General features: G+C 49.3%; 28 protein-coding genes and 1 tRNA gene. All 29 read right to left on the bottom strand.

Translation table 11 applies throughout. The features are described from left to right. Positions 1–12 precede the first annotated feature (12 nt). A complete protein-coding gene (gene rplX, locus Q0499_RS15790; protein WP_296063009.1) occupies positions 13–330 on the bottom strand; it encodes a 50S ribosomal protein L24 in 318 nt (105 codons plus the stop codon). 102 nt (positions 331–432) lie between these two features. After that, the gene (gene rplN / locus Q0499_RS15785) at positions 433–801 is read right to left on the bottom strand and encodes a 50S ribosomal protein L14 (protein WP_126159344.1); all 369 of its coding nucleotides are present in this window, start codon (positions 799–801) and stop codon (positions 433–435) included. Between the two features lie 82 nt (positions 802–883). Then, entirely contained in the window at positions 884–1147 is a 264-nt protein-coding gene (gene rpsQ, locus Q0499_RS15780) for a 30S ribosomal protein S17 (RefSeq protein ID WP_091361846.1), read from the bottom strand. 1 nt (position 1148) lies between these two features. After that, entirely contained in the window at positions 1149–1340 is a 192-nt protein-coding gene (rpmC, locus tag Q0499_RS15775; RefSeq protein WP_091361848.1) for a 50S ribosomal protein L29, read from the bottom strand. Then, positions 1340–1753, bottom strand: coding sequence for a 50S ribosomal protein L16 (rplP, locus tag Q0499_RS15770; RefSeq protein ID WP_091361850.1), 414 nt, complete (start codon positions 1751–1753; stop codon positions 1340–1342). Before rplP ends, rpmC begins: the two co-directional genes overlap by 1 nt. A gap of 12 nt (positions 1754–1765) precedes the next feature. Beyond that, positions 1766–2452 (bottom strand): 30S ribosomal protein S3, encoded by a 687-nt coding sequence (gene rpsC, locus Q0499_RS15765; RefSeq protein WP_299201018.1) that lies wholly within the window; start codon positions 2450–2452, stop codon positions 1766–1768. A gap of 10 nt (positions 2453–2462) precedes the next feature. Next, on the bottom strand, positions 2463–2795 hold the full coding sequence (gene rplV, locus Q0499_RS15760; RefSeq protein ID WP_091361855.1) for a 50S ribosomal protein L22: 333 nt from the start codon (positions 2793–2795) through the stop codon (positions 2463–2465). A gap of 15 nt (positions 2796–2810) precedes the next feature. Further along, positions 2811–3086 carry a 30S ribosomal protein S19 gene (gene rpsS / locus Q0499_RS15755; RefSeq protein ID WP_091361858.1) on the bottom strand — a complete coding sequence of 92 codons (276 nt, stop codon included), beginning with the start codon at positions 3084–3086 and terminating at the stop codon, positions 2811–2813. A gap of 15 nt (positions 3087–3101) precedes the next feature. Continuing rightward, the gene (gene rplB, locus Q0499_RS15750; protein WP_299201014.1) at positions 3102–3929 is read right to left on the bottom strand and encodes a 50S ribosomal protein L2; all 828 of its coding nucleotides are present in this window, start codon (positions 3927–3929) and stop codon (positions 3102–3104) included. Positions 3930–3943: 14 nt separating this feature from the next. Continuing rightward, complete coding sequence (gene rplW / locus Q0499_RS15745; protein WP_299201012.1) at positions 3944–4240, bottom strand: 50S ribosomal protein L23; 297 nt, start codon at positions 4238–4240, stop codon at positions 3944–3946. After that, a complete protein-coding gene (gene rplD / locus Q0499_RS15740; protein WP_299201010.1) occupies positions 4237–4842 on the bottom strand; it encodes a 50S ribosomal protein L4 in 606 nt (201 codons plus the stop codon). The genes rplW and rplD overlap by 4 nt, the downstream gene beginning before the upstream one ends. 11 nt (positions 4843–4853) lie before the next feature. After that, positions 4854–5492 (bottom strand): 50S ribosomal protein L3, encoded by a 639-nt coding sequence (gene rplC / locus Q0499_RS15735; protein WP_091361866.1) that lies wholly within the window; start codon positions 5490–5492, stop codon positions 4854–4856. Between the two features lie 102 nt (positions 5493–5594). Further along, positions 5595–5906: a 30S ribosomal protein S10 gene (rpsJ, locus tag Q0499_RS15730; protein ID WP_036511965.1), complete on the bottom strand. Its 312-nt coding sequence runs from the start codon at positions 5904–5906 to the stop codon at positions 5595–5597. A 453-nt stretch (positions 5907–6359) separates the two neighbouring features. Continuing rightward, a complete protein-coding gene (gene tuf, locus Q0499_RS15725) occupies positions 6360–7583 on the bottom strand; it encodes an elongation factor Tu (protein ID WP_299201006.1) in 1224 nt (407 codons plus the stop codon). 30 nt (positions 7584–7613) lie between these two features. Continuing rightward, positions 7614–9704 carry an elongation factor G gene (gene fusA / locus Q0499_RS15720; protein ID WP_299201004.1) on the bottom strand — a complete coding sequence of 697 codons (2091 nt, stop codon included), beginning with the start codon at positions 9702–9704 and terminating at the stop codon, positions 7614–7616. 42 nt (positions 9705–9746) lie between these two features. Further along, positions 9747–10217 carry a 30S ribosomal protein S7 gene (gene rpsG, locus Q0499_RS15715; protein WP_299201002.1) on the bottom strand — a complete coding sequence of 157 codons (471 nt, stop codon included), beginning with the start codon at positions 10215–10217 and terminating at the stop codon, positions 9747–9749. Between the two features lie 143 nt (positions 10218–10360). Beyond that, positions 10361–10735: a 30S ribosomal protein S12 gene (gene rpsL, locus Q0499_RS15710; RefSeq protein ID WP_091362262.1), complete on the bottom strand. Its 375-nt coding sequence runs from the start codon at positions 10733–10735 to the stop codon at positions 10361–10363. Positions 10736–10955: 220 nt separating this feature from the next. Further along, positions 10956–15182, bottom strand: coding sequence for a DNA-directed RNA polymerase subunit beta' (gene rpoC / locus Q0499_RS15705; RefSeq protein ID WP_299201000.1), 4227 nt, complete (start codon positions 15180–15182; stop codon positions 10956–10958). 72 nt (positions 15183–15254) lie between these two features. After that, positions 15255–19355 (bottom strand): DNA-directed RNA polymerase subunit beta, encoded by a 4101-nt coding sequence (gene rpoB, locus Q0499_RS15700; protein WP_299200997.1) that lies wholly within the window; start codon positions 19353–19355, stop codon positions 15255–15257. Between the two features lie 172 nt (positions 19356–19527). After that, the gene (gene rplL, locus Q0499_RS15695; protein WP_299200994.1) at positions 19528–19902 is read right to left on the bottom strand and encodes a 50S ribosomal protein L7/L12; all 375 of its coding nucleotides are present in this window, start codon (positions 19900–19902) and stop codon (positions 19528–19530) included. Between the two features lie 63 nt (positions 19903–19965). Continuing rightward, the gene (gene rplJ, locus Q0499_RS15690; protein ID WP_299200991.1) at positions 19966–20460 is read right to left on the bottom strand and encodes a 50S ribosomal protein L10; all 495 of its coding nucleotides are present in this window, start codon (positions 20458–20460) and stop codon (positions 19966–19968) included. 222 nt (positions 20461–20682) lie between these two features. After that, entirely contained in the window at positions 20683–21378 is a 696-nt protein-coding gene (gene rplA / locus Q0499_RS15685; protein WP_299200988.1) for a 50S ribosomal protein L1, read from the bottom strand. Continuing rightward, positions 21378–21812: a 50S ribosomal protein L11 gene (gene rplK / locus Q0499_RS15680; protein ID WP_299200985.1), complete on the bottom strand. Its 435-nt coding sequence runs from the start codon at positions 21810–21812 to the stop codon at positions 21378–21380. Before rplK ends, rplA begins: the two co-directional genes overlap by 1 nt. Positions 21813–21916: 104 nt before the next feature. Further along, the gene (gene nusG / locus Q0499_RS15675) at positions 21917–22450 is read right to left on the bottom strand and encodes a transcription termination/antitermination protein NusG (RefSeq protein WP_299200982.1); all 534 of its coding nucleotides are present in this window, start codon (positions 22448–22450) and stop codon (positions 21917–21919) included. Between the two features lie 12 nt (positions 22451–22462). Continuing rightward, positions 22463–22831: a preprotein translocase subunit SecE gene (secE, locus tag Q0499_RS15670; protein WP_299200979.1), complete on the bottom strand. Its 369-nt coding sequence runs from the start codon at positions 22829–22831 to the stop codon at positions 22463–22465. Between the two features lie 60 nt (positions 22832–22891). After that, positions 22892–22967 (bottom strand) — tRNA-Trp (locus tag Q0499_RS15665). Positions 22968–23033: 66 nt separating this feature from the next. Continuing rightward, positions 23034–24257 carry an elongation factor Tu gene (gene tuf, locus Q0499_RS15660; protein WP_299200976.1) on the bottom strand — a complete coding sequence of 408 codons (1224 nt, stop codon included), beginning with the start codon at positions 24255–24257 and terminating at the stop codon, positions 23034–23036. 39 nt (positions 24258–24296) lie between these two features. Continuing rightward, entirely contained in the window at positions 24297–26498 is a 2202-nt protein-coding gene (gene fusA, locus Q0499_RS15655; protein ID WP_299200973.1) for an elongation factor G, read from the bottom strand. 32 nt (positions 26499–26530) lie between these two features. Beyond that, positions 26531–26769, bottom strand: a 239-nt coding sequence (locus Q0499_RS15650; protein ID WP_299200969.1) for a hypothetical protein, incomplete at its 5' end; no start/stop codon positions are given.

Below are 26769 nucleotides of genomic sequence, written 5' to 3'. Positions count from 1 at the left end.
CATCAACTCCTATTACTTAGCGATAAGTTCGCCGTTGGATTTGAAGATCCGGACTTTGTTGCCATCTTCCAGAACTTTGAAACCAACACGGTCACCTTTACCGGTAGCAGAGTTGAAGATAGCGATGTTAGATACTGCAATCGCTGCTTCTTTCTCTACGATACCGCCAGCTTTACCCAGCATAGGGTTAGGCTTGGTGTGTTTTTTAACCATGTTGATGCCAGACACGACCAGGCGGTCATTAGCAAGAACACGCAATACTTTGCCGCGCTTGCCTTTGTCTCTGCCTGCAATAACGATTACTTCGTCGTTACGAATGATTTTACGCATTAATTTCCATCCTTTCCTACTACCCTCTCATGCTTAAAAACGCCAAGCCCTTTCGAGCTTAGCGTTTTTGCATAAATCCTGACTTGCGAAAGTCGAGATTTTTTATAGCACTTCAGGCGCCAGGGAAATGATTTTCATAAACTTCTCTGAGCGAAGTTCACGAGTTACTGGGCCAAAGATACGAGTACCGATCGGGGCGGAGTTGGCGTTCAATAGAACCGCTGAGTTTGTATCAAAGCGGATAATTGAACCGTCCGGGCGCCGAACACCTTTACGGGTACGTACCACAACAGCATTAAGGACCTGACCTTTTTTCACCTTACCGCGAGGAATTGCTTCCTTAACGGTAACTTTGATGATGTCGCCTACACCGGCATAACGACGGTGTGAGCCACCCAGGACCTTGATACACTGTACTCGCTTGGCGCCGCTGTTATCAGCAACATCAAGCATAGATTCTGTTTGAATCATGGGTCTCTACTCCAAAATTCAGACTATTTTCTTCGCTCTTTTGGGCTTAAAAATAGCCTGCCAGAAGCAAAGGTGCGTTATATTACACCTTTACTGCCTGTTCTTCAATCTTAACTAGCGTCCAAGACTTACTTTTTGAAAGCGGACGGGATTCAGCAACAGTCACTGTATCTCCCATCTGACATTCATTCTGTTCGTCGTGCGCATGCAGCTTAGTGGAGCGAGTTACGAATTTCCCATAAATAGGGTGCTTCTCTTTGCGCTCTACCAGAACGGTAATAGTTTTGTCAGCTTTATTGCTGATAACTTTACCGGTCACAGTACGTGTACGTTTTTCTGCAGCCATATTAGTTACCTGCTTTCTGATTCAGTACGGTCTTAACGCGCGCGATATCGCGACGCACCTGACCCAGCATATGATTCTGAGCCAGCTGACCAGTTGCCTTCTGCATACGCAGATTGAACTGATCCTTTAAAAGACCCAGCAGAGTTTGCTGGAGCTCTTCAGCGGATTGTTCGCGCAGTTCAGTTGCTTTCATCACATCACCGTCCGTTTAACAATGGTGGTAGCGAGCGGCAGTTTCGCCGCAGCCAGATTGAATGCCTCAGTAGCCAGCTCATCAGGCACACCGCTCATTTCGAACAGCACTTTACCTGGTTTGATCTGGCATACCCAGTATTCAACACTACCCTTACCTTTACCCATCCGCACTTCGAGCGGCTTACCTGTGATTGGCTTGTCCGGGAACACGCGAATCCAGATTTTACCACCACGCTTTACGTGACGAGTCATGGTACGACGAGCAGCTTCAATCTGACGTGCCGTAATACGGCCACGCTCGGTCGCTTTGAGTGCAATCTCACCGAAGCTGACTGCACTACCGCGCTCTGACAGACCGCGGTTGCGGCCTTTCATAACTTTGCGGAATTTAAGTCTCTTAGGTTGCAGCATTGATAATTACCCCTACTTTGAACCTTTCTTCTTAGGTTGAGCAGTTTTCTGTGCGCGCACTTCTTCAATGCCACCCAGAATCTCACCTTTGAAGATCCAGACTTTAATACCAAGCACACCGTAAGTAGTGTGCGCCTCATAAGTACCGTAATCGATATCAGCACGCAGGGTGTGCAATGGCACACGACCTTCGCGGTACCACTCGGAACGTGCAATCTCTGCACCGCCCAAACGGCCACCTACCTGAATCTTGATACCCTCAGCACCCTGGCGCATAGCATTCTGTACAGAACGCTTCATAGCACGGCGGAACATAACACGACGTTCCAGCTGACTTGCTACGCTTTGAGCAACCAGTTTGGCATCCAGATCTGGTTTACGGATCTCTTCGATGTTGATGTGAACCGGAACACCCATCATTTTAGTGATAGCGTTACGCAGTTTTTCTACATCTTCACCTTTTTTACCAATAACAATGCCTGGACGGGCAGTGAAAATGGTGATTTTAGCATTCTGTGCAGGACGCTCGATTTCGATGCGACTTACAGATGCTGCTTTTAATTCGCCTTCCAGATACTCACGTACCTTAAGGTCGTTCAACAGCTTATTAGCGTATTCGTTCTTGTCTGCGTACCACACTGAAGTGTGATCTTTAACAATCCCAAGTCGAATACCTGTTGGATGTACCTTCTGACCCATGTGGTATCTCCTAGCAGTCAGCTACCTTGACGGTGATGTGGGAGGTGCGCTTCAAAATACGGTCAGCGCGACCCTTCGCACGCGGTCTAATGCGCTTCATAGTCATACCTTCGTCAACGAAGATCTGTGAAACACGCAGCTCATCAATATCAGCACCTTCGTTATGCTCTGCGTTAGCAATAGCAGACTCAAGTACCTTCTTAACAAGCACCGCACCTTTTTGCGGGCTGAAAGCCAGAATATTCAGGGCTTCACCCACCGCCTTTCCGCGGATTTGATCGGCAACCAAACGCGCTTTCTGAGCGGAGATATGGGCGCCTTTATGCTTAGCGGCTACTTCCATTTTCTTAACTCCCGATTAGCGTTTAGCTTTCTTGTCTGCAGCATGACCCTTATACGTACGGGTAGCAGCAAACTCGCCTAATTTATGACCAACCATATCCTCGGTGACAAACACCGGTACGTGCTGACGGCCATTATGAACTGCAATCGTCAGTCCTACGAAGTTTGGAAAAACTGTAGAACGGCGAGACCAGGTTTTGATCGGACGACGATCATTGGCCTCAATTGCAGCTTCTACCTTTTTCAACAGGTGAAGGTCGATAAAAGGACCTTTCTTCAGTGAACGTGGCACAGCTGTATCCTCTGATTATTTCGCTTGACGACGGCGTACGATCATCTTATCGGTACGCTTATTCGAACGAGTTTTCTTACCTTTAGTCGGAACGCCCCATGGAGTCACAGGATGACGACCACCGGATGTACGACCTTCACCACCACCATGCGGGTGATCTACCGGGTTCATCGCCACACCACGAACGGTAGGACGAACACCACGCCAGCGCGTAGCACCAGCTTTACCCAGACGACGCAGAGAGTGCTCGGAGTTACCGACCTCACCCAGTGTCGCGCAGCAGTCAACCAGCACTTTACGCATCTCACCTGAACGCAGACGCAGAGTCGCGTGAGCGCCTTCACGAGCAATCAGCTGTGCAGATGTACCAGCAGAACGTGCAATCTGAGCACCTTTACCTGGCTTCATCTCGATACAGTGAATAACGCTACCAACAGGGATGTTACGCAGTGGCAGGCAGTTACCTGGTTTAATATCTGAATTCTGACCAGATATCAGAGTGTCACCGGCTTTCACGCCTTTAGGGGCGATAATGTAGCGACGCTCACCATCAGCGTACATCAGCAGAGCGATGTGCGCAGAGCGGTTTGGATCATATTCCAGACGCTCAACGGTAGCAGGGATATCCAGCTTGTTGCGACGGAAATCGATTACACGGTAGTGTTGCTTATGACCGCCACCAATGTGACGAGTCGTAATGCGACCATAGGTGTTACGACCACCGGATTTGCTTTTCTTCTCGACCAGAGCAGCGTGAGGCTTACCCTTGTGCAGATCAGGTGTAATTACCCGAACTACGTGACGGCGTCCAGCGGAGGTCGGTTTAGATTTAACAATAGCCATTCTTGTAACCCCTCTTATTCGCCATCGACAAAGTCGATGTCATGACCATCAGCCAGGCATACATATGCCTTGCGAACGTCAGAGCGCTTACCAACACCGCGCTGTGTGCGCTTTGTTTTGCCCTTAACGTTGACGATGTTCACGCCAGTTACTTTTACGTCGAACAACTGTTCAACAGCCTTTTTGATTTCAGGCTTAGTTGCATCAGTTGCTACACGGAATACAACCTGCTGAGAACCTTCAGCAACAATCGTTGCTTTCTCAGAGATATGTGGCCCTAGCAGTACTTGATAGATGCGTCCTGGATTCATGCTAACGCCTCCTCAATTTTCTTGAGAGCAGCAACAGTCACAACAACCTTCTCAAAACCAACCAGGCTGACAGGATCGATGCCAGCTGCATCGCGAACGTCAACGTGTGGTACGTTACGTGCGGCCAGATACAGATTCTGCTCTACGTCTTCTGTGATAAGCAGCGCGCTAGTCAGCTCAAGCTCGTTCAGCTTAGCAACAAACTGCTTAGTCTTAGGCGCGTCTACCTGGAAGTTTTCAACAACAACCAGACGCTCCTGACGAACCAGCTCAGACAAGATGCAACGCATCGCAGCGCGATACATTTTCTTGTTAACTTTTTGAGCGTGGTCACGTGGCTGAGCAGCGAATGTTACGCCACCAGTACGCCACAGAGGACTACGAATAGTACCGGCACGCGCGCGGCCAGTACCTTTTTGACGCCATGGCTTAGCACCACCACCGCTTACAGCGGCGCGGTTTTTCTGAGCCTTGGTGCCTTGACGACCACCGGCCAGGTATGCCGTAACAACCTGATGAACCAGTGATTCATTGAATTCTTTACCAAACGCCAGATCGGAAACTTCTACGCTTCCTCCAGCTCCTGCAAGATTCAGATTCATTTCAAACCCCCTCAGGCACCAGCTTTAACAGCTGATTTAACGATTACGTCGCCGCCGGTAGCACCAGGTACAGCACCTTTTACTAACAGCAGATTGCGCTCGGCATCGATGCGAACAATTTCCAGGGATTGAACGGTTACACGTTCAGCACCCATGTGTCCTGCCATCTTCTTGCCTTTCCACACGCGACCAGGAGTTTGACACTGACCAATAGAACCAGGAGCACGATGAGAAAGAGAGTTACCGTGCGTCGCATCTTGCATGGAGAAGTTCCAGCGCTTAATACCGCCCTGAAAACCTTTACCTTTAGATTGACCGGTTACATCAATTTTCTGACCCGCTTCAAAGCGCTCAACAGTCAGTTGATCACCAACATTTACTTCTTCGTCACCTGACAGACGGAACTCCCACAAACCACGTCCTGCTTCGGTCTCTGCTTTCGCAAAATGACCAGCTGCAGCTTTCGTAACGCGGCTAGCACGACGAGTACCTACAGTTACCTGCACAGCAGAATAACCATCAGTCTCTTCGGTCTTAACCTGTGTTACGCGGTTCGGTTCCACCTCGATGACAGTGACTGGCACTGACACGCCGTCTTCTGTGAAGACACGAGTCATACCTGCTTTACGTCCGATTAAAGATACAGACATTTTATAAACCTCACATTGCCAGTTGTGTACGGGGCTAAAACCCGCTATGGCTGCCTAAAAGGCATTCCACACGTAGATGTACTCATCTACGCAATCGTCTAATTAGCCGAGGCTAATTTGCACTTCAACACCCGCAGCAAGATCCAGTTTCATCAGCGCATCAACAGTTTTTTCTGTTGGTTCAACGATGTCCAGAACGCGTTTGTGAGTACGGATCTCATACTGATCACGTGCATCTTTGTTCACGTGAGGAGAGATCAGAACGGTAAAACGCTCTTTGCGAGTAGGAAGCGGGATCGGACCATGCACCTGAGCACCTGTCCGCTTAGCAGTCTCAACGATCTCCTGAGCGGAAGAGTCAATCAGGCGATGATCAAAAGCCTTCAGACGGATTCTGATTTTCTGGTTTTGCATTTGACCACAATTCCTAGAATTAAAAAAAGGCTTTCGCCACCTAACCCCATTTAACGGGGTAGCGCATTCTACATACCTCATACCCCCAAGTCAAGCCAGTATCGGTTACGAATTATACAGCCCGTTTTTTGAGCAATGACTAACGAAGAAAGCCTGATAAACAAAAAGCCAAATGAAGGGCCAGCATTCAAGAAAAAGAGAGTTACGAAGCACCCACTTTTATCTCATTTACAGAAGCAGATACTACGAAGTGATCATCTATCCCACCATTTGCGGACTCAAATGCGAGCGAGTAAAACCAAGCAATGTTTCATTGCGCCAGGATTTACGATGCGACTTTTGATATGGCCGCACACAGACTTGAAATACACCGAACTCCAGCCATATCAAAAAACAAAAAAGCCCAAAACAAAAAAAGACCCCCGAAGGAGTCTTTTTTTATATCAGCGAAGATTATTCGATGATTTTAGCAACAACGCCTGCACCAACAGTACGGCCGCCTTCACGGATCGCAAAGCGCAGACCTTCTTCCATCGCGATTGGGTTGATCAGGGTAACATCCATTTTGATGTTATCGCCCGGCATTACCATTTCAACGCCTTCTGGAAGCTCACAAGCACCGGTGATGTCAGTTGTACGGAAGTAGAACTGTGGACGGTAGCCTTTGAAGAATGGTGTGTGACGACCACCTTCATCTTTTGACAGTACGTATACTTCACCTTCGAAACGAGTGTGAGGAGTGATAGTCCCTGGCTTAGCCAGTACCTGACCACGCTCAACATCATCACGCTTAGTACCACGCAGCAGCGCACCAATGTTCTCACCTGCACGACCTTCGTCAAGCAGCTTACGGAACATCTCAACACCTGTACAGGTAGTAGACTGAGTGTCACGGATACCAACGATCTGAATCTCTTCACCAGTCTTAACGATACCACGCTCTACACGGCCTGTTACTACAGTACCACGACCAGAGATAGAGAATACGTCCTCGATTGGCATCAGAAATGGCAGATCGATTGCACGCTCTGGCTGAGGAATGTAAGAATCCAGCGCTTCTACCAGCTTCTTAACAGCAGTAGTTCCCAGCTCGTTCTCATCTTCACCGTTCAGCGCCATCAGCGCAGAACCCGCGATGATTGGAGTGTCGTCGCCTGGGAAGTCGTACTGATCCAGCAGCTCACGCAGCTCCATTTCAACCAGTTCCAGCATCTCAGCGTATTCTTCAGAGTCAACACCGCCGCAATCTTCAGCCAGCAGGTCAGCTTTGTTCAGGAATACAACGATGTAAGGTACACCAACCTGACGAGACAGCAGGATGTGCTCACGAGTCTGTGGCATAGGGCCATCAGTCGCACCACATACCAGAATCGCACCGTCCATCTGTGCAGCACCGGTGATCATGTTCTTCACATAGTCAGCGTGTCCCGGGCAGTCAACGTGCGCGTAGTGACGAATTTCAGAATCGTATTCAACGTGAGAGGTTGCGATAGTGATACCACGCTCACGCTCTTCCGGCGCATTGTCGATACCGTCAAATGCGACAGCCTGACCACCGTAAACTTCAGAACATACACGTGTCAGTGCAGCTGTCAGAGTTGTTTTACCGTGGTCAACGTGGCCGATTGTACCAACGTTAACGTGCGGTTTGTTACGTTCAAATTGTGCTTTAGCCACGATTAATTCCTCATTAATATATTGGGCAAATTATCTTGCATTGATTACTGCCTGAGCGACATTATTTGGCGCTTCAGCGTAATCAAAGAATTCCATTGAGTATGTTGCACGACCCTGAGTAGCCGAACGCAGGTCGGTAGCATAACCAAACATCTCGCCCAGTGGAACCTGCGCATTGATTATCTTACCAGAACTGCAATCTTCCATACCCTGAACCAGACCACGACGACGGTTCAGGTCACCCATCACGTCACCCATGTAATCTTCGGGCGTTACAACTTCAACCTTCATCATCGGCTCAAGCAGACAGGGACTTGCTTCCTGTGCATACTTTTTAAGCGCCTGAGAGGCTGCAATTTTAAACGCCATCTCGTTAGAGTCAACTTCATGGTAGGATCCATCATACAGACGGGCCTTCAGGCCGATCAGCGGATAGCCGGCAATAACGCCGTTTTTCATCTGCTCTTGCACACCCTTTTCGATTGCCGGAATGTATTCCTTAGGAATAGCCCCCCCAACAACCTCATTGATGAACTCGAGCCCTTCCTTATCAGACGGACTAAACTCAATGACTACATGGCCATACTGACCACGACCACCAGACTGACGAATAAACTTGTGGTTTGCATCAACAGACTGACGGATTTTCTCGCGATAGGCTACCTGCGGTTTACCGATGTTCGCTTCCACGCTGAATTCACGCTTCATACGATCCACCAGAATATCCAGGTGCAATTCGCCCATACCAGAGATAATTGTCTGACCGGTCTCCGGATCAGTTGCTACCCGGAAAGAGGGATCTTCCTGAGCAAGTTTGCCCAGCGCGACACCCATTTTTTCCTGGTCTGCCTGTGATCTGGGCTCAACCGCTACAGAGATAACCGGTTCAGGAAACTCCATGCGCTCCAGAATGATCTTATGATCAGGATTACACAGGGTATCTCCGGTGGTTACATCTTTCATCCCGATCAAAGCCGCGATATCGCCTGCGCGAACCTCTTTAATCTCTTCACGGTTATTAGCGTGCATCTGCACCATTCGCCCTACGCGCTCTTTCTTCCCTTTGACAGAGTTAACCACACTGTCACCGGAGGCGAGTACGCCGGAATACACCCGAACAAACGTCAGGGTACCAACAAATGGATCCGTTGCAATTTTAAAAGCTAACGCTGCAAAAGGTGCAGAATCATCCGCTTCGCGAGTTTCAAGGGTTTCATCGTCATCCAGCGTACCCTCTATCGCCTTAACTTCTACCGGCGACGGCATAAACTCAATGACTGCGTCCAGCACTGCCTGTACGCCCTTATTCTTAAATGCAGAACCAGCCTGCATCAGAACAAGATCGTTATCCAGGGTACGGCGACGCAGACCCGCCTTGATCTCTTCATTGGACAGTTCCCCTCCTTCGAGGTACTTATCCATCAGCTCATCGGATGCTTCTGCAGCCGCTTCGATCATCTGCTCGCGCAGCTCTTCAGCTCTTTCCTGCAGTTCAGCCGGGATCTCAGAAAGCTCGTATGTCATCCCCTGATCCGCTTCATTCCACATGATGGCTTTCATGAGAATCAGATCGATAACACCTTTAAACTCGTCCTCGGCACCGATCGGAAAATTGATCGGTACAGCATGAGCACCCAGACGCTCTTTCAACTGTTCGACAACCATAAAGAAATCAGCACCGGCACGGTCCATCTTGTTGACGAACACCATGCGCGGTACTTCATACTTATTGGCCTGACGCCATACAGTCTCGGTCTGAGGCTGAACACCTGAGGACGCACATAACACCACAACCGCACCATCAAGCACCCGCAAGGAACGTTCAACCTCAATGGTGAAGTCAACGTGCCCGGGGGTGTCGATAATGTTGATCCGATGCTGATCGAACTGCTTGCTCATACCACTCCAGAAACAGGTGGTCGCAGCGGAGGTGATAGTGATACCACGCTCCTGTTCCTGCTCCATCCAGTCCATGGTCGCTGCGCCATCGTGCACTTCACCGATCTTATGGGACATCCCGGTGTAGAACAAAATACGCTCAGTGGTGGTGGTTTTACCAGCATCAACATGGGCACAGATACCGATATTTCGGTACCGGTTAATAGGCGTTATACGAGCCAAAACTCAATCCTCGGAACTGACATCAAAAGCTTTATCAAAAGCTTAGAAGCGGTAGTGAGCGAATGCTTTGTTCGCTTCAGCCATGCGGTGAACGTCTTCACGTTTCTTCACAGCTGCACCACGGCCTTCTACTGCATCACCGATTTCACCGGCTAAGCGCAGCGCCATGGATTTTTCACCACGCTTACGAGAAGCATCAACCAACCAACGCATAGCCAGAGCCATACGACGGGAAGGACGAACTTCTACAGGCACCTGATAGGTTGCACCACCCACACGGCGAGATTTAACCTCAACCATTGGCTGGATAGCCTCAAGTGCTTTATTGAATGCTTCGATTGCATCTTCACCAGTACGCTGAGCAACTGTGTCCAGTGCACCGTAAACAATCTTCTCGGCAACCGATTTCTTACCACTGATCATCAGGTGGTTAGTAAATTTTGCCAGTGTAATGTTACCGAATTTAGGATCCGGCAGGATTTCACGTTTTGCCGCAACTCTTCTTCTTGGCATGATAAGCCCCTTTATCTACAGGTCTTCAGGTTATTTCAGGAATTGATACCTGACCTTACTCTTATTGCTTGCGGTCTAGCTCTAGTTGTATAGCGGGCTGTTCTAACAGCCGGTGCCTGACTTCTGTCGCCGTCCCGTAAACCTTAAGACTTAGGACGCTTGGTACCGTACTTAGAACGACCCTGTTTACGGTCGTTAACGCCACTGGTATCCAGTGCGCCACGTACTGTGTGGTAACGAACACCCGGTAAGTCTTTTACACGACCACCACGGATCAGAACAACAGAGTGCTCCTGCAGGTTATGACCTTCACCACCGATGTAGGAAGTAACCTCATATCCGTTTGTCAAACGAACACGACACACTTTACGCAGTGCTGAGTTCGGTTTCTTAGGGGTTGTTGTATAGACGCGGGTACAAACGCCACGGCGCTGAGGACATGCCTGCAATGCAGGTACATCACTCTTTACCACTTTGCGCTTGCGCGGCTGTCGTACCAGCTGGTTAATAGTTGCCATTAAGCAAACTCCACGCTTTTATTAAGCATTAAAAAACAGGATTTTTTTCACTCCTGTCACGAAAGGGCCGAGATTGTACTCAATCCCGGCCCATCAGGTCAATATTCGACCAGATAATAGATAACACTTTTTGGATCTTTCTTTCGATCACCGCAAAGCATTACCTGTATATGAACCCTGCAGACAGCCCCGAAAACTAATCCGGGGCTGTCCAGATTCATTATTCTGAATCAGGCATCGCTGCCTGGTTCAAGGCTGCAGTCAGAGCCAATTGAACGTCTTCTGCACTGACAGAAACGTTATCATCAGCCTTCATCGCCTTACGCTTACGCGCTTTGTGGTATGCCAGACCGGTACCAGCCGGAATCAGACGACCCACCACAACGTTCTCTTTCAGGCCGCGCAGGTAGTCTTTCTTACCACACACCGCACCCTCTGTGAGTACGCGGGTTGTTTCCTGGAAGGACGCCGCAGAGATAAAGGACTCAGTCGCCAGAGATGCCTTGGTGATACCCAGCAGTACACGATCATACTTAGCCAGCATCTTACCTTCAGCTTCCAGACGTTTGTTCTCTTCAACCACCTGATGGTATTCAACCTGCTCACCATTGATGAACGAGCTGTCACCGCCGGCGGTGATATCAACTTTACGCAGCATCTGACGCACGATCACTTCAATATGCTTATCATTGATACCTACACCCTGAAGACGGTAAACGTCCTGAATCTCAGAGGTAATGTACTTCGCCAGCTCTGCCACACCCTTGATACGCAGGATATCATGTGGGTTAGACGGACCGTCGGAGATAACTTCACCCTTCTGAACGGTTTCACCTTCAAATACGTTCAGGTTACGCCACTTCGGAATCATCAGCTCGATAGGATCAGTATTCGGCGGACTGATTACCAGACGCTTCTTACCTTTGGTTTCCTTACCAAACGTGATGGTACCGGACACTTCCGCCAGGATTGAGGACTCTTTAGGCTTACGCGCTTCAAACAAGTCAGCAACCCGTGGCAGACCACCGGTGATATCCTTGTTCACAGAACCTTCCTGTGGAATACGTGCCAGAACATCACCGATACCGACCTCAGCACCGTTGTTCAGGTTGAGGATCGCTTTCGCTGGCAACAGGTACTGCGCAGGAGAGTCGGTTCCCGGGTGGAACAGCTCTTTACCTGTCGCAGCATCAACCAGGCGGATCAGCGGACGGATCTCTTTACCCGCTGCAGGACGCACAGCCGGATCAAGCACCTCAATAGTCGACAGACCTGTCAGTTCATCAGTTTGCTGCTTAACGGTAACACCGGCATCAATACCCACAAACTCAAGCTTACCCGCCACCTCAGAGATGATCGGGTGGGTATGCGGATCCCAGTTAGCAACGATAGAGCCCGCTTCAACGCGATCACCATCCTTAACCTTAATAACAGAACCGTACGGCAGCTTATAACGCTCACGCTCACGACCATGCTCATCGGTCACACCCAGCTCGCCTGAACGGGAGGTTGCAACCAGAGAACCATCGGCTTTCTCTACCGATTTCAGGTTGTGCATCCGGATCTCACCGGAGTTCTTAACCTGAACGCTGTCGACTGCAGCTGCCCGTGATGCCGCACCACCGATGTGGAACGTACGCATGGTCAGCTGAGTACCCGGCTCACCGATAGACTGTGCAGCGATAACACCGACCGCTTCACCCGGGTTAACCCGGTGACCACGACCCAGATCACGACCATAACACTTAGAACACAGACCAAAGGTCGTTTCACAGGTGATCGCACTGCGCACAATAATCTCATCGATAGAGGAGTAACGCTCTTCATCGTCAAGACGCTTAACCCACGCCTCATCCATCAGCGTACCGGCTTCGATCAGCACCTCTTTACCGGTCGGATCCATAACATCGTGTGCGACGGTACGACCCAGTACACGGTAACCCAGACCGACCACAACATCGCCACCTTCAATCAGCGGCTGCATGACCAGACCTTCTTCGGTACCACAATCTTCTTCAGTGATAACCAGATCCTGCGCTACGTCTACCAGACGACGGGTCAGGTAACCGGAGTTCGCAGTCTTCAGTGCGGTATCCGCCAGACCTTTACGCGCACCGTGTGTAGAGATGAAGTACTGCAGTACGTTCAGACCTTCACGGAAGTTCGCGGTGATCGGCGTTTCGATGATCGAGCCATCCGGCTTCGCCATCAGACCACGCATACCGGCCAACTGACGAATCTGTGCAGCACTACCCCGGGCACCGGAGTCGGCCATCATATAAACAGAGTTGAAAGAGTCCTGAGCTTCAAGCTCACCGTGACGGTTAATCACCTCTTCCTTCTTCAGGTTATCCATCATCTTCTTAGCCAGAATCTCGTTGGCACGAGACCAGATGTCGATAACCTTGTTGTATTTCTCGCCCTGGGTAACCAGACCGTCGGCATACTGCATCTCGATCTCTTTCACTTCAGCATCAGCCGAGGTGATGATATCGACCTTCTCATCCGGGATAACGAAGTCGTTAACACCGATAGAAGAACCAGAGACAGTTGCCTGGCGGAAGCCCATGTACATCACCTGGTCAGCAAAGATAACCGTATCTTTCAGACCGACGATACGGTAGGCGGTGTTGATCAGACGGGAGATCGCCTTCTTTGTCATCGCCTGGTTAACCAGTTCAAACGGCAAACCATTAGGCACGATATCAAACAGCATGGCACGGCCAACAGTGGTGTCCTGAATGGTTGTACGGTGCTCTTCGTTACCGATGATGTCGCGGATAGTCTCGCTGATGCGGACTTTTACTTTAGCCTGCAGATCAACCTGTTTGGCACCGTAAGCACGCTGAACCTCTTTGATATCAGCGAAAATCATACCTTCGCCCTGAGCGTTGATACGGTCACGGGTCATCCAGTAAAGGCCCAGTACCACGTCCTGTGACGGCACGATGATAGGTTCACCGTTGGCAGGCGACAGCACGTTGTTGGTCGACATCATCAGCGCGCGGGCTTCCAGCTGCGCTTCAATCGTCAGCGGTACGTGTACCGCCATCTGGTCACCGTCAAAGTCGGCGTTGTAGGCAGCACACACCAGTGGGTGCAGCTGAATCGCCTTACCTTCAATCAGTACCGGCTCAAACGCCTGGATACCCAGACGGTGAAGGGTTGGTGCACGGTTCAGCATGATTGGGTGTTCACGGATAACTTCATCCAGAATATCCCAAACCAGTGATTCTTCGCGCTCAACCATCTTCTTAGCAGCTTTAATGGTAGTCGCGTGACCACGCAGCTCCAGCTTGGAGAAGATAAACGGCTTGAACAGCTCCAGCGCCATTTTCTTTGGCAGACCACACTGGTGCAGACGCAGGTATGGACCCACCACGATGACCGAACGACCGGAGTAGTCAACCCGCTTACCCAACAGGTTCTGACGGAAACGACCCTGCTTACCCTTGATCATATCGGCCAGGGACTTCAGAGGACGCTTGTTAGAACCGGTGATAGCACGACCACGACGACCGTTATCCAGCAGCGCATCAACAGATTCCTGCAACATACGCTTTTCGTTACGGACGATGATATCCGGCGCACTCAGGTCCAGCAGACGCTTCAGACGGTTGTTACGGTTGATTACCCGTCGGTACAGATCGTTCAGGTCGGACGTAGCAAAACGGCCGCCATCCAGTGGTACCAGCGGACGCAGATCTGGCGGCAGAACCGGCAGAACGCTCAGAATCATCCACTCAGGCTTGTTACCGGAGGTGTAGAAACCTTCCAGCAGCTTAAGGCGCTTGGAGAGCTTCTTGATCTTGGTTTCAGAGTTAGTTGCAGGCAGCTCTTCACGCATCACCTCAATCTCTTCCGCAAGATTGATAGACTTCAGCAGCTCCTGAATAGCTTCAGCACCCATACGGGCATCGAAGTCATCACCAAACTCTTCAAGTGCTTCAAAATACTGCTCATCGTTCATCAGCTGACCGCGCTCAAGCGTAGTCATACCGGGATCGATAACAACAAAAGATTCGAAGTACAGGACCCGCTCAATATCACGCAGGGTCATATCCAGCATCAGACCGATACGGGACGGCAGTGACTTCAGGAACCAGATGTGGGCAACAGGAGACGCCAGTTCGATGTGACCCATACGCTCACGACGAACTTTAGCCAGCGCAACTTCAACGCCACATTTCTCACAGATGACACCGCGGTGCTTGAGACGCTTGTACTTACCACAGAGACACTCATAGTCTTTAACCGGACCAAAGATCTTGGCACAGAACAGACCGTCACGCTCAGGCTTGAAGGTACGGTAGTTGATGGTTTCTGGCTTTTTAACTTCACCAAAAGACCAGGAACGGATCATCTCAGGCGATGCCAGACCGATACGGATCGAGTCAAACTCGTCGTTCTGTCCCTGGGATTTCAACAGATTAAGTAAATCTTTCATTTCATTCAGCTCCTCGGGGGAGTTGACCGCGCAGCGATTAACCAGCTGCGCAGTAAACTATCTGTTAAAGGGTTACTCGTTTTCCAGCTCGATATCGATACCAAGCGAACGGATCTCTTTCACCAGCACGTTGAACGATTCTGGCATGCCCGGTTCCATACGATGATCACCATCCACGATGTTCTTATACATCTTGGTACGGCCATTTACGTCATCGGACTTAACAGTCAGCATCTCCTGCAGAGTGTAGGCAGCACCGTATGCTTCCAGTGCCCATACCTCCATCTCACCGAATCGCTGTCCACCGAACTGCGCCTTACCACCCAGCGGCTGCTGAGTAACCAGACTGTAAGAACCGGTAGAACGGGCGTGCATCTTGTCATCAACCAGGTGGTTCAACTTCAGCATGTACATGTAACCAACGGTTACCGGACGGCTGAATTTATCACCACTACGGCCATCAAACAGAGTGAACTGTCCGGTGTCGCTCAGATCGGCCATACGCAGCAGCGCCTTAACTTCAGCTTCTTTGGCACCATCGAATACAGCAGTGGCCAGTGGTACACCGCCTTTCAGGTTCTTCGCCAGCTCCAGCACTTCGTCATCGCTCAGAGAGTCGATATCTTCATGACGGCCTGACTTGTAGCCACCCAGTTCGCTGTTGTAGATACGGTCAAGGAACTCACGCAGCTCTTTAACAGTTTCCAGACGGTCACGCTCAGCCTGAAGCATAGCGTTGATCTTCACGCCCAGACCTTTAGCGGCCATACCCATGTGGGTTTCAAGTACCTGTCCTACGTTCATCCGTGACGGTACACCCAGTGGGTTCAGTACGATGTCAACGGTCTCGCCGTTCTCATCGTAAGGCATATCTTCAACCGGCATGATAACCGAGATAACACCCTTGTTACCGTGACGGCCCGCCATCTTATCACCAGGCTGTACGCGACGCTTGGTAGCGACGTAAACCTTAACAATCTTCAGTACGCCAGGCGCCAGGTCATCACCGGTCTGCAGCTTGCCTTTCTTATCTTCAAACTTGGCATCCAGCTCAACGCGACGCTCTTCGAGCAACTCCTGAGCCTTATCCAACATCTCTTGTACTGTTTCATCAGCAACACGAATCTTGAACCAGTCAGACTTCTTCAGTTCAGCCAGAGCAGCAGAGGTGATCTCTTCGCCCTTCTTGAAGTTCGCGCCACCTTCGGCTTTCAGACCACAGAGTGCACGATCCAGACGCTCAAAGGTTGCCTGTTCAACAATACGGAACTCTTCGTTCAAATCTTTACGGATACGATTCAGCTCAGACTGCTCGATAGAGATTGCACGCTCGTCCTTAGGCACACCATCACGGGTAAAGACCTGCACATCGATAACTTTACCGATGGTACCGGTTTTCACACGCAGGGAGGTGTCCTTAACATCGGACGCCTTCTCACCAAAGATCGCACGCAGCAGCTTCTCTTCCGGTGTCAGCTGAGTTTCACCTTTAGGTGTCACCTTACCCACCAGAATATCACCAGGCCCTACTTCAGCACCGATATGCACGATACCGGCTTCGTCCAGCTTCGCCAGCGCAGACTCACCCACGTTTGGAATATCTGCAGTGATCTCTTCAGATCCCAGCTTGGTATCACGTGCCACACAGGTCAGTTCCTGAATGTGGATAGTGGTGAAACGATCTTCCTGAACAACCCGCTCTGAAATCAGAATCGAGTCTTCGAAGTTGTAACCGTTCCACGGCATGAACGCGATGCGCATATTCTGACCCAGCGCCAGCTCACCCAGGTCAACGGACGGGCCGTCAGCCATGATATCGCCACGCTGAACCTGCTCACCCTGACGCACGATGGCGCGCTGGTTGATACAGGTGTTCTGGTTGGAACGGGTGTACTTAGTCAGGTTGTAGATATCCACACCCGCTTCACCAGCGAGCGTCTCTTCATCATTAACACGAACAACGATACGCGCCGCGTCAACTGACTCAATCACACCACCACGGGTTGCAACCACACACACACCGGAGTCACGGGCGACATAACGCTCCATGCCGGTACCGACCAGCGGCTTATCAGCACGCAGCGTTGGTACAGCCTGACGCTGCATGTTAGATCCCATCAATGCGCGGTTCGCGTCATCGTGTTCAAGGAACGGAATCAACGCCGCAGCCACGGACACTACCTGACGTGGAGATACATCCATGTAGGTAACTTTTTCCGGCGGCATAACGGTAAATTCATTTTCATGACGTACCGCTACCAGCTCATCGGTCAGATTGTTGTTATCATCCATTCCGGCAGATGCCTGGGCAATAACATGACGACCTTCTTCGATAGCCGACAGGTATTCGACTTCGTCAGTCACCTTGCCATCAATTACTTTACGATATGGCGTCTCAAGGAAACCATAGTCGTTAGTACGGGCATAGGTTGCCAGCGAGTTGATCAGACCGATGTTTGGTCCTTCAGGCGTCTCGATTGGACATACGCGACCATAATGGGTTGCGTGTACGTCACGTACTTCAAAGCCGGCACGCTCACGGGTCAGACCGCCTGGTCCTAACGCTGATACACGGCGCTTATGGGTCACTTCTGACAGCGGGTTGTTCTGATCCATAAACTGGGACAGCTGAGAAGAGCCAAAAAACTCTTTAACTGCCGCAGCAACAGGCTTGGCATTGATCAGATCCTGAGGCATCAGGTTATCAGATTCAGCCATGCTCAGACGTTCGCGAACTGCACGCTCTACCCGCACCAAACCAACACGGAACTGGTTTTCAGCCATCTCACCAACGGAACGGATACGACGGTTACCCAGGTGATCGATGTCATCCACAACGCCTTTACCGTTACGGATATCGATCAGAGTTTTCATGACGGAAAGGATATCTTCTTTATCCAGAACGCCAGAACCGGTTTCCTCATCAACACCCAGACGACGGTTAAACTTCATCCGGCCAACGGCAGACAGGTCGTAACGCTCTTCCGTAAAGAACAGGTTCTCGAACAGGTTTTCTGCTGACTCTTTGGTTGGTGGCTCACCCGGGCGCATCATGCGGTAGATCTCTACCAGCGCTTCCAGCTGATTGCGGGTAGTATCGATACGCAGGGTATCTGACACAAACGGACCACAATCCAGCTCATTAGTGTACAGCGTTTCGAATTCAGCCACGTTGCGGCTGCGCATCTGCTCAAGCACATCTTCAGTGATCTCACTATTGCCTTCGCACAGCAGCTCACCGGTAGTCGGATCGATAATGTCTTTCGCTAATACTTTGCCCAACAGGTACTCAACCGGTACCTCTAACTGAGTAACATTCTCTTTTTCCAGCTGACGGATATGGCGCGGTGTAATCCGACGGCCAGATTCGACAACCACGGCTCCAGCGGCATCTTTAATATCAAAAGTAGCCGTCTCACCACGCAGGCGCGATGGCACCAGCGTCATCAGAATAGAGTCTTCACCCAGTGCCCACTCGGTGTTATCAAAGAAGGTATCGAGGATCTCTTCAGTGGTATAGCCCAATGCGCGCAGCAGTATAGTTGCCGGCAGCTTACGACGACGGTCGATACGTACAAACAGGCTATCTTTAGGATCAAACTCGAAGTCCAGCCATGAACCACGGTAAGGAATAACACGGGCAGAATATAGCAGCTTCCCGGAGGAGTGTGTTTTACCCTTGTCATGGTCGAAGAATACACCCGGCGAACGGTGTAACTGAGATACGATAACCCGCTCAGTACCGTTAACAACGAAAGTACCGTTGTCGGTCATCAGCGGCATTTCGCCCATGTAAACTTCTTGTTCTTTAATATCTTTGATCGCTTTATTTGACGAATCACGATCATAGATTACCAGGCGTACTTTAACGCGCAGCGGGGCAGCGTAAGTAATACCACGCATCTGGCATTCTTTAACGTCAAAAACCGGCTCGCCCAGACGGTAACCTACATATTCCAATGCGGCGTTTCCGGAATAGGAAACGATCGGGAATACGGAACTGAAAGCCGCATGTAGTCCGATATCTTTACGCTCTGCAGAATCAGCACCCTGTTGCAGGAATTTCAAATAAGAATCCAACTGGATTGCCAATAGGTATGGCACATCCATCGCTTCCGGCAGCTTTCCGAAGTCTTTACGGATGCGTTTCTTTTCAGTATATGAGTAAGCCATCTAAGTTCCCCAGCATCTGCACCTGAAAAATTCAAACAAACCGAAGGAAATTTCTCGATTTGTGAACCGTTATTATTTGCTCTTACTAATAACGGAAAAAGGCCGGTGGCATTTTGCCACCAGCCGTAGATGTATCAGCCATCAGATAGTCTGATACGAAGCATAACGCTGCTTACTTAACTTCAACAGATGCGCCAGCTTCTTCCAGAGCAGCTTTAAGCGCTTCTGCGTCTTCCTTGCTAACACCTTCTTTAACGGTAGCAGGAGCGCCGTCAACCATTGCTTTGGCTTCTTTCAAGCCCAGGCCGGTTGCTGCACGAACAGCTTTGATTACGTTTACTTTCTTCTCGCCTGCGCCAGTCAGAACAACGTCAAACTCAGTTTGTTCTTCAGCAGCAGCGCCAGCATCAGCACCAGCAGCGCCAGCAACTGCAACAGCAGCAGCAGAAACGCCGAATTTTTCTTCCATTGCTTCAACCAGAGCTACAACATCCATTACAGACATTTCAGCGATTGCATTCAAGATATCTTCTTTAGATACAGACATTTTCAATTCCTAAAATAGTAGAGTCTGAGACTCTTAAACTCGTTACTTAAGCGGCTTGTAAAATTAAGCTGCTTCTTGTTCTTTCTGTTCGCGAATAGCCGCAATAGTACGGACCAGCTTGCCTGCTGCAGCTTCTTTCATGCAGCCCATCAGCTTGGCGATCGCTTCGTCGTATGTTGGCAAAGTAGCCAGCATAGCAATATCAACGACCTGTCCTTCGAAAGCAGCGGTCTTCAGCTCCAGCTTGTCATTTCCCTTAGCGAAATCCTTAAGGATTCGTGCACCGGCACCGGGGTGCTCAGTAGAGAATGCAATCAGAGTTGGACCTACGAATGAATCAGCGATACATTCGAATTCAGAGCCTTCTACTGCACGACGTGCCAGCGTGTTACGTACGACGCGCAGCCATACTCCCGCTTCACGTGCCTGCTTACGCAGCTGAGTCATCTTCTCAACGGAAACACCGCGAGAATCTGCAACGACAGCAGAGAGAGCGCCCTTAGCAGCTTCCTGGACTTCAGCGACAATCGCTTTTTTATCTTCGAGTCCTAATGCCACGATTTACTCCTGGGTTTAGTCTTTTCGACTGTTTACCAATCACTCCAGCAAAACAGCACTGAAGCGCCGAGTACGGTGGTTAAATTGATCCTGTTAAGGGGATCACACCGTCTGCGCAGGTTGGTAGATTAAGAATAAGGCTACGTACTCCTTATTCACCTGCGGTCTTTGACGACCTCTGCAGCAGCGCTGCAGAGACCCTCAATTCTTTCTGAAAACCGATTAAACGTTCAGTGAACTCTGATCGATTGCCAGACCTGGCCCCATAGTGGTGGACAGGGTAACTTTCTTCATGTAGACGCCTTTAGCAGAAGAAGGCTTGAGCTTTTTCAGCTCGCCCAGCAGTGCTTCAAGGTTAGCTTTGATAGCGTCAGCTTCGAAGCCAACTTTACCAACACCTGCATGGATAATACCGTTCTTGTCAGTACGGAAACGTACCTGACCCGCTTTTGCGTTGTTAACTGCAGTCGCAACATCAGGGGTTACTGTGCCAACCTTAGGGTTAGGCATCAGACCACGTGGACCAAGAATCTGACCCAGCTGACCGACTACACGCATCGCATCCGGAGTTGCAATAACAACATCAAAGTTCAGATCGCCGCCTTTAATCTGCTCAGCAAGATCTTCAAAACCAACAACATCTGCGCCAGCTGCTTTAGCTTTCTCAGCGTTTTCGCCCTGAGCAAATACTGCTACGCGAACATCTTTACCCGTACCGCTTGGCAGTACGCTTGAACCACGTACGTTCTGGTCAGATTTACGCGGATCAACACCCAGGTTGATAGCAACATCAACAGACTCTTTAAAGCCAACAGATGACAACTCATTCAGCAGCGCAACAGCGTCAGCTACAGAGTACTGTTTACCTGGCTGAACTTTTTCAGCGATCGCCTTCTGGCGCTTAGATAACTTAGCCATTATTCAGCTCCTTCCACGATCAGACCCATGCTACGTGCGCTACCAGCGATAGTGCGAACCGCCGCATCCATGTCAGAAGCAGTCAGGTCAGGCATTTTAACAGTAGCGATCTCTTCCAGCTGAGCGCGGGTAACAGTACCGACCTTCTCAGTGTTAGGACGACCAGAACCACTCTTCAGACCAGCAGCCTTTTTCAGCAGAACTGCAGCAGGCGGAGTCTTAGTGATAAAAGTAAAGCTGCGATCGGCATATACAGTGATAACAACCGGAGTCGGCAGACCCAGCTCCATACCTTGTGTAGCCGCGTTAAACGCTTTACAGAATTCCATGATGTTAACACCATGCTGACCCAGTGCTGGACCAACGGGTGGACTTGGATTCGCCTGACCGGCGGCAACCTGCAGCTTAATATAAGCCGTGATTTTCTTAGCCATGTTTTACTCCTGGTGGGTAGTAGCGCCTTTCAGCTCCCCGGTTTAAAGACGGAAAAACCCCAGCGCCTATTCAAGCACCGAGGTTAGTTCCTAAAAATCAGCTGTCAGGCTTTTTCGACCTGACCAAACTCCAGCTCGACCGGAGTCGAACGACCAAAGATCAGCACCGCAACATGCAGCCTGTTCTTATCATAATTCACTTCTTCAACAACACCGTTAAAGTCTGCAAACGGACCATCAACCACGCGAACCATCTCACCTGGCTCAAACAAGGTCTTAGGACGCGGCTGATCAACGCCACTTTCAACACGCTGCAGAATCGCCTGAGCTTCCTTCTCGGTGATTGGCGCCGGCTTATCCGCCGTACCACCAATAAAACCAAGCACACGCGGCGTCGCTTTGACGAGATGCCAGGTGTCATCATTCATTTCCATCTGAACTAATACATAGCCCGGATAAAACTTACGCTCAGACTTACGTTTTTTTCCTTCGCGTATTTCAACAACTTCTTCTGTAGGAACCAGAATATCGCCAAAGCCTTCCTGCATATTATGCAGCTCGACCCGCTCCTTCAGAGAGTTCATCACACGCTTCTCGTAACCGGAGTACGCATGTACAACATACCATCGCATAGCCATGCCTCTTTCCTCTTATCCGATTACAGACGCAACGCCAACACTCAGTAACGAGTCAAGGCCCCACAAAAGCAAACCCACGACCAAAACGACTACAGTAACAATCAACGTTGTCTGCAACGTCTCCTGACGGGTTGGCCACACAACTTTACGAATTTCAGATCGCGCTTCTTTAAACAGATTAAAGAAAGCCAGACCTTTAGCTGTCTGTAGCGCAACAAAGCCCGCAACACCAGCAAGAACTAATAATGCAATTACGCGATACAGCAGCGATTCTTCTGAATAAACAGAGTTGCCTACTACGCCGGCAGCTACAATAGCTACCACTACGACCCATTTCAGGCCATCCAGCTTTGAACCTTCGGAAGACACTTTAGAATTCACGATGGGCCTCGGTTATCGATAATTTGCTATGACTTGTTAGATGCCAACTCAGATTAGAGTTGGCAGGCCAGGAGGGACTCGAACCCCCAACCTGCGGTTTTGGAGACCGCTGCTCTGCCAATTGAGCCACTGGCCTATCGTATAATAGGGAGGCGTATTGTATAGTCCTCCCTATCGATTGGCAATACCTAATTATCTAATTTTACTCGATAATTTTAGATACAACACCTGCGCCTACTGTACGACCGCCTTCACGGATCGCAAAACGTAGACCTTCTTCCATCGCGATTGGGTTGATTAGGGTAACATCCATCTGAATGTTATCACCTGGCATTACCATCTCAACGCCTTCTGGAAGCTCACATGCACCTGTAATATCCGTTGTACGGAAGTAGAACTGTGGACGGTAGCCTTTAAAGAAAGGTGTATGACGGCCACCCTCTTCTTTGGATAGTACGTACACTTCGCCTTCGAAACGAGTATGCGGTGTGATAGAACCTGGAGCCGCTAGAACCTGACCACGTTCAACATCTTCACGCTTAGTACCACGTAGAAGTGCACCAATGTTCTCACCTGCACGACCTTCGTCAAGCAGCTTACGGAACATTTCAACACCTGTACAAGTCGTTGTCTGTGTTTCACGAATACCAACGATCTCAACTTCAGAACCTGTGTTGATAATACCGCGCTCTACACGACCTGTTACTACAGTACCACGACCCTGAATAGAGAATACGTCCTCGATAGGCATGATGAATGCACCGTCGATTGCACGCTCTGGCTCAGGGATGTAAGAGTCTAGTGTTTCAACTAGTTTCTTAACCGCTGTTGTGCCTAGCTCGTTTTCATCTTCGCCGTTCAATGCCATTAGCGCAGAACCCGCGATGATTGGTGTGTCATCACCTGGGAAGTCGTACTGGTCTAGAAGCTCACGTAGCTCCATTTCAACCAATTCAAGCATCTCTTCGTATTCTTCAGAATCAGCACCGCCACAATCTTCTGCAAGAAGATCAGCTTTGTTCAAGAATACTACGATGAAAGGTACACCTACCTGACGAGATAGTAGGATGTGCTCACGTGTCTGTGGCATAGGGCCATCAGTCGCGCCACATACCAAGATAGCACCATCCATCTGCGCCGCACCTGTGATCATGTTTTTCACATAATCCGCGTGTCCTGGGCAGTCAACGTGTGCGTAATGACGCGCTGGAGAATCATACTCTACGTGTGAAGTCGCAATTGTGATACCACGCTCACGCTCTTCTGGAGCATTATCGATACCATCAAAAGCAACAGCAGAACCACCCCAAACCTCAGCGCATACGCGAGTTAGAGCAGCAGTAAGTGTAGTTTTACCGTGGTCAACGTGGCCGATTGTACCAACGTTAACATGCGGTTTTGAACGTTCAAATTGTTCTTTAGCCACGTCTATTTCCTCTATCAGCTATCATTAGCAAATAAATAATTAAGTAAAGTTAATTACAGCATCGGCAACCTTTTTGGGTGCTTCACCGTATTCGTCAAACTCCATCGAATAAGTTGCACGCCCCTGCGTAGCTGAACGAAGATCGGTTGCATAACCAAACATCTCCCCCAACGGTACAAGCGCATTAACAATCTTACCCGAAGAACTATCTTCCATACCCTGAACAAGGCCACGACGACGATTAAGATCGCCCATCACATCACCCATATAATCTTCAGGGGTTACTACTTCTACCTTCATGACAGGCTCAAGCAGACAAGGATCTGCGTCTTGCGCAAATTTCTTTAATGCCTGAGAAGCCGCAATTTTAAACGCCATCTCGTTAGAGTCAACATCATGAAACGAACCATCATATAGACGAGCCTTAAGCCCAATCAAAGGATATCCGGCAATGACGCCATTATGCATCTGCTCTTCAATACCTTTCTCTATTGCTGGTATAAATTCTCTTGGGATCGCACCGCCCACGATCTCATTGATAAATTCCAATCCTTCTTCATCAGAAGGAGTAAATTCAATCACTACATGACCATACTGCCCGCGACCGCCCGATTGACGAATAAACTTGTGATTCGCATTAACCGGTTTACGTATCTTTTCTCTATAGGCAACTTGTGGCTTACCAATATTTGCCTCAACCTTAAATTCTCGTTTCATTCGATCAACAAGAATATCAAGATGCAGCTCGCCCATACCTGAAATAATGGTCTGGCCTGTTTCTTTATCTGTCTCAACCTTAAAAGAAGGGTCTTCTTGCGCCAATTTACCTAAGGCAATACCCATCTTCTCTTGATCAGCTTGAGATCTAGGCTCAACTGCAACCGAGATAACCGGCGCAGGAAACTCCATACGCTCTAGCACTATTCGATTATCACCATCACACAGCGTATCGCCGGTGGTAACATCTTTCATACCAATAAGTGCAGCTATATCGCCCGCTCGAACTTCTTTAATCTCTTCGCGGTTATTCGCATGCATTTGCACCATACGACCCACACGCTCTTTCTTACCTTTAACCGAGTTATAAACCCCATCACCAGATTTCAGAACGCCCGAATAAACACGTACAAACGTCAACGTACCCACAAAGGGATCTGTCGCAATTTTAAATGCTAAAGCAGAGAATGGAGCATCATCATCAGCATGACGCTCAGCAGGCGTTTCATCTTTATCGTCCAATATACCCTCAATCGCTTTAACTTCGATTGGCGATGGCATGAACTCAATCACCGCATCCAACATTGCCTGAACGCCTTTATTCTTAAAAGCGGAACCCGCCAACATAAGAACAATATCGTTATCAAGTGTGCGTGAACGCAAGCCTTGCTTAATCTCTTCTACAGACAAATCACCCTCTTCGAGGTATTTATCCATTAATTCTTCATTTGCCTCTGCAGCTGCTTCAACTAATTGCTCACGCAATTTTTCAGCAGTTTCCTGCAGATCAGCTGGAATATCTTCCAGCTCATAAGTCATACCTTGATCTGCTTCATTCCACATGATGGCTTTCATACGAATCAGATCAACCACACCTACAAAGTCTTCAATGTTATCGCCGACCTGCATGATGATTTGAGAGGTTTCGAACTGGTTATGACGACCAGATTTAGGTGCAAAACAACTCGCGGTCCCAGATTCAATTTGCTGACGACGAAGGTCTTTATCATTTTTGATAGACGCACCATTTATTGAAGATTTGTCTTCAGAAACTCGGCCCATTAGACATACGTTACTTGGTGATAGTTGCAGGCCGAGCTGTTGAATATTATCCCACGTGTAACTGTCAAGATTACGGTTACGGTTAGTGATGAGCGCTACATTACCACCCTTACGAATAACGGTTTCGATAAACGATTTGGCACCAGGAACAAATGTGGCTTGTTTTGACATTACCCACGCGTCCCAACTTGCTGGAGTATACTGCTGTCCCTTAAGTTCTAAATTTGCCTGGTAGCCGCTGTTATCCAGTACAGTCTCATCGACATCCATCACTACCGCCCAATTGCCATTAAAGTTACTTTTAACAATTTGCTGCTCTGCACGCTGATAAATTGCTGCAGTTAAAAAGCGATATTCGGCGCTGGTTGTTTGCCACTTTACTGCATTGCTTAATTCAAAGCGTTGCGGGCTGATAGACAATGAAACGGCACAATGGTCGCTTAACATGTCGTCAATATTCATCTTGTCGAAATAATGAAACTTTAAAGAGGTTTTTATGAATTTAGCGGCATTGCATGGGGTAATAGGTATAATAGCACTATTGCTCGTCGCCTATTATTTTTCCAAAGATCGTAAAGCAATCCAGAATCCTGCTCTTGAAATGGCCTTAATATAAACTCTTCAGTTTCAACGACATAATTATTAATAACACATATTTCGCACTCTTTCTTGTCATCATATAAGGCTCTGCCACCGTAATTCATGCCAATTTTTTGCATAACATTAAATGACG

Origin of the sequence: uncultured Amphritea sp. (genome assembly GCF_937127095.1) — a bacterium.
Lineage (GTDB): Bacteria > Pseudomonadota > Gammaproteobacteria > Pseudomonadales > Balneatricaceae > Amphritea.
Note: the sequence above shows the minus strand (reverse complement) of the source record. Positions and strands in the feature narration are given on the sequence as shown.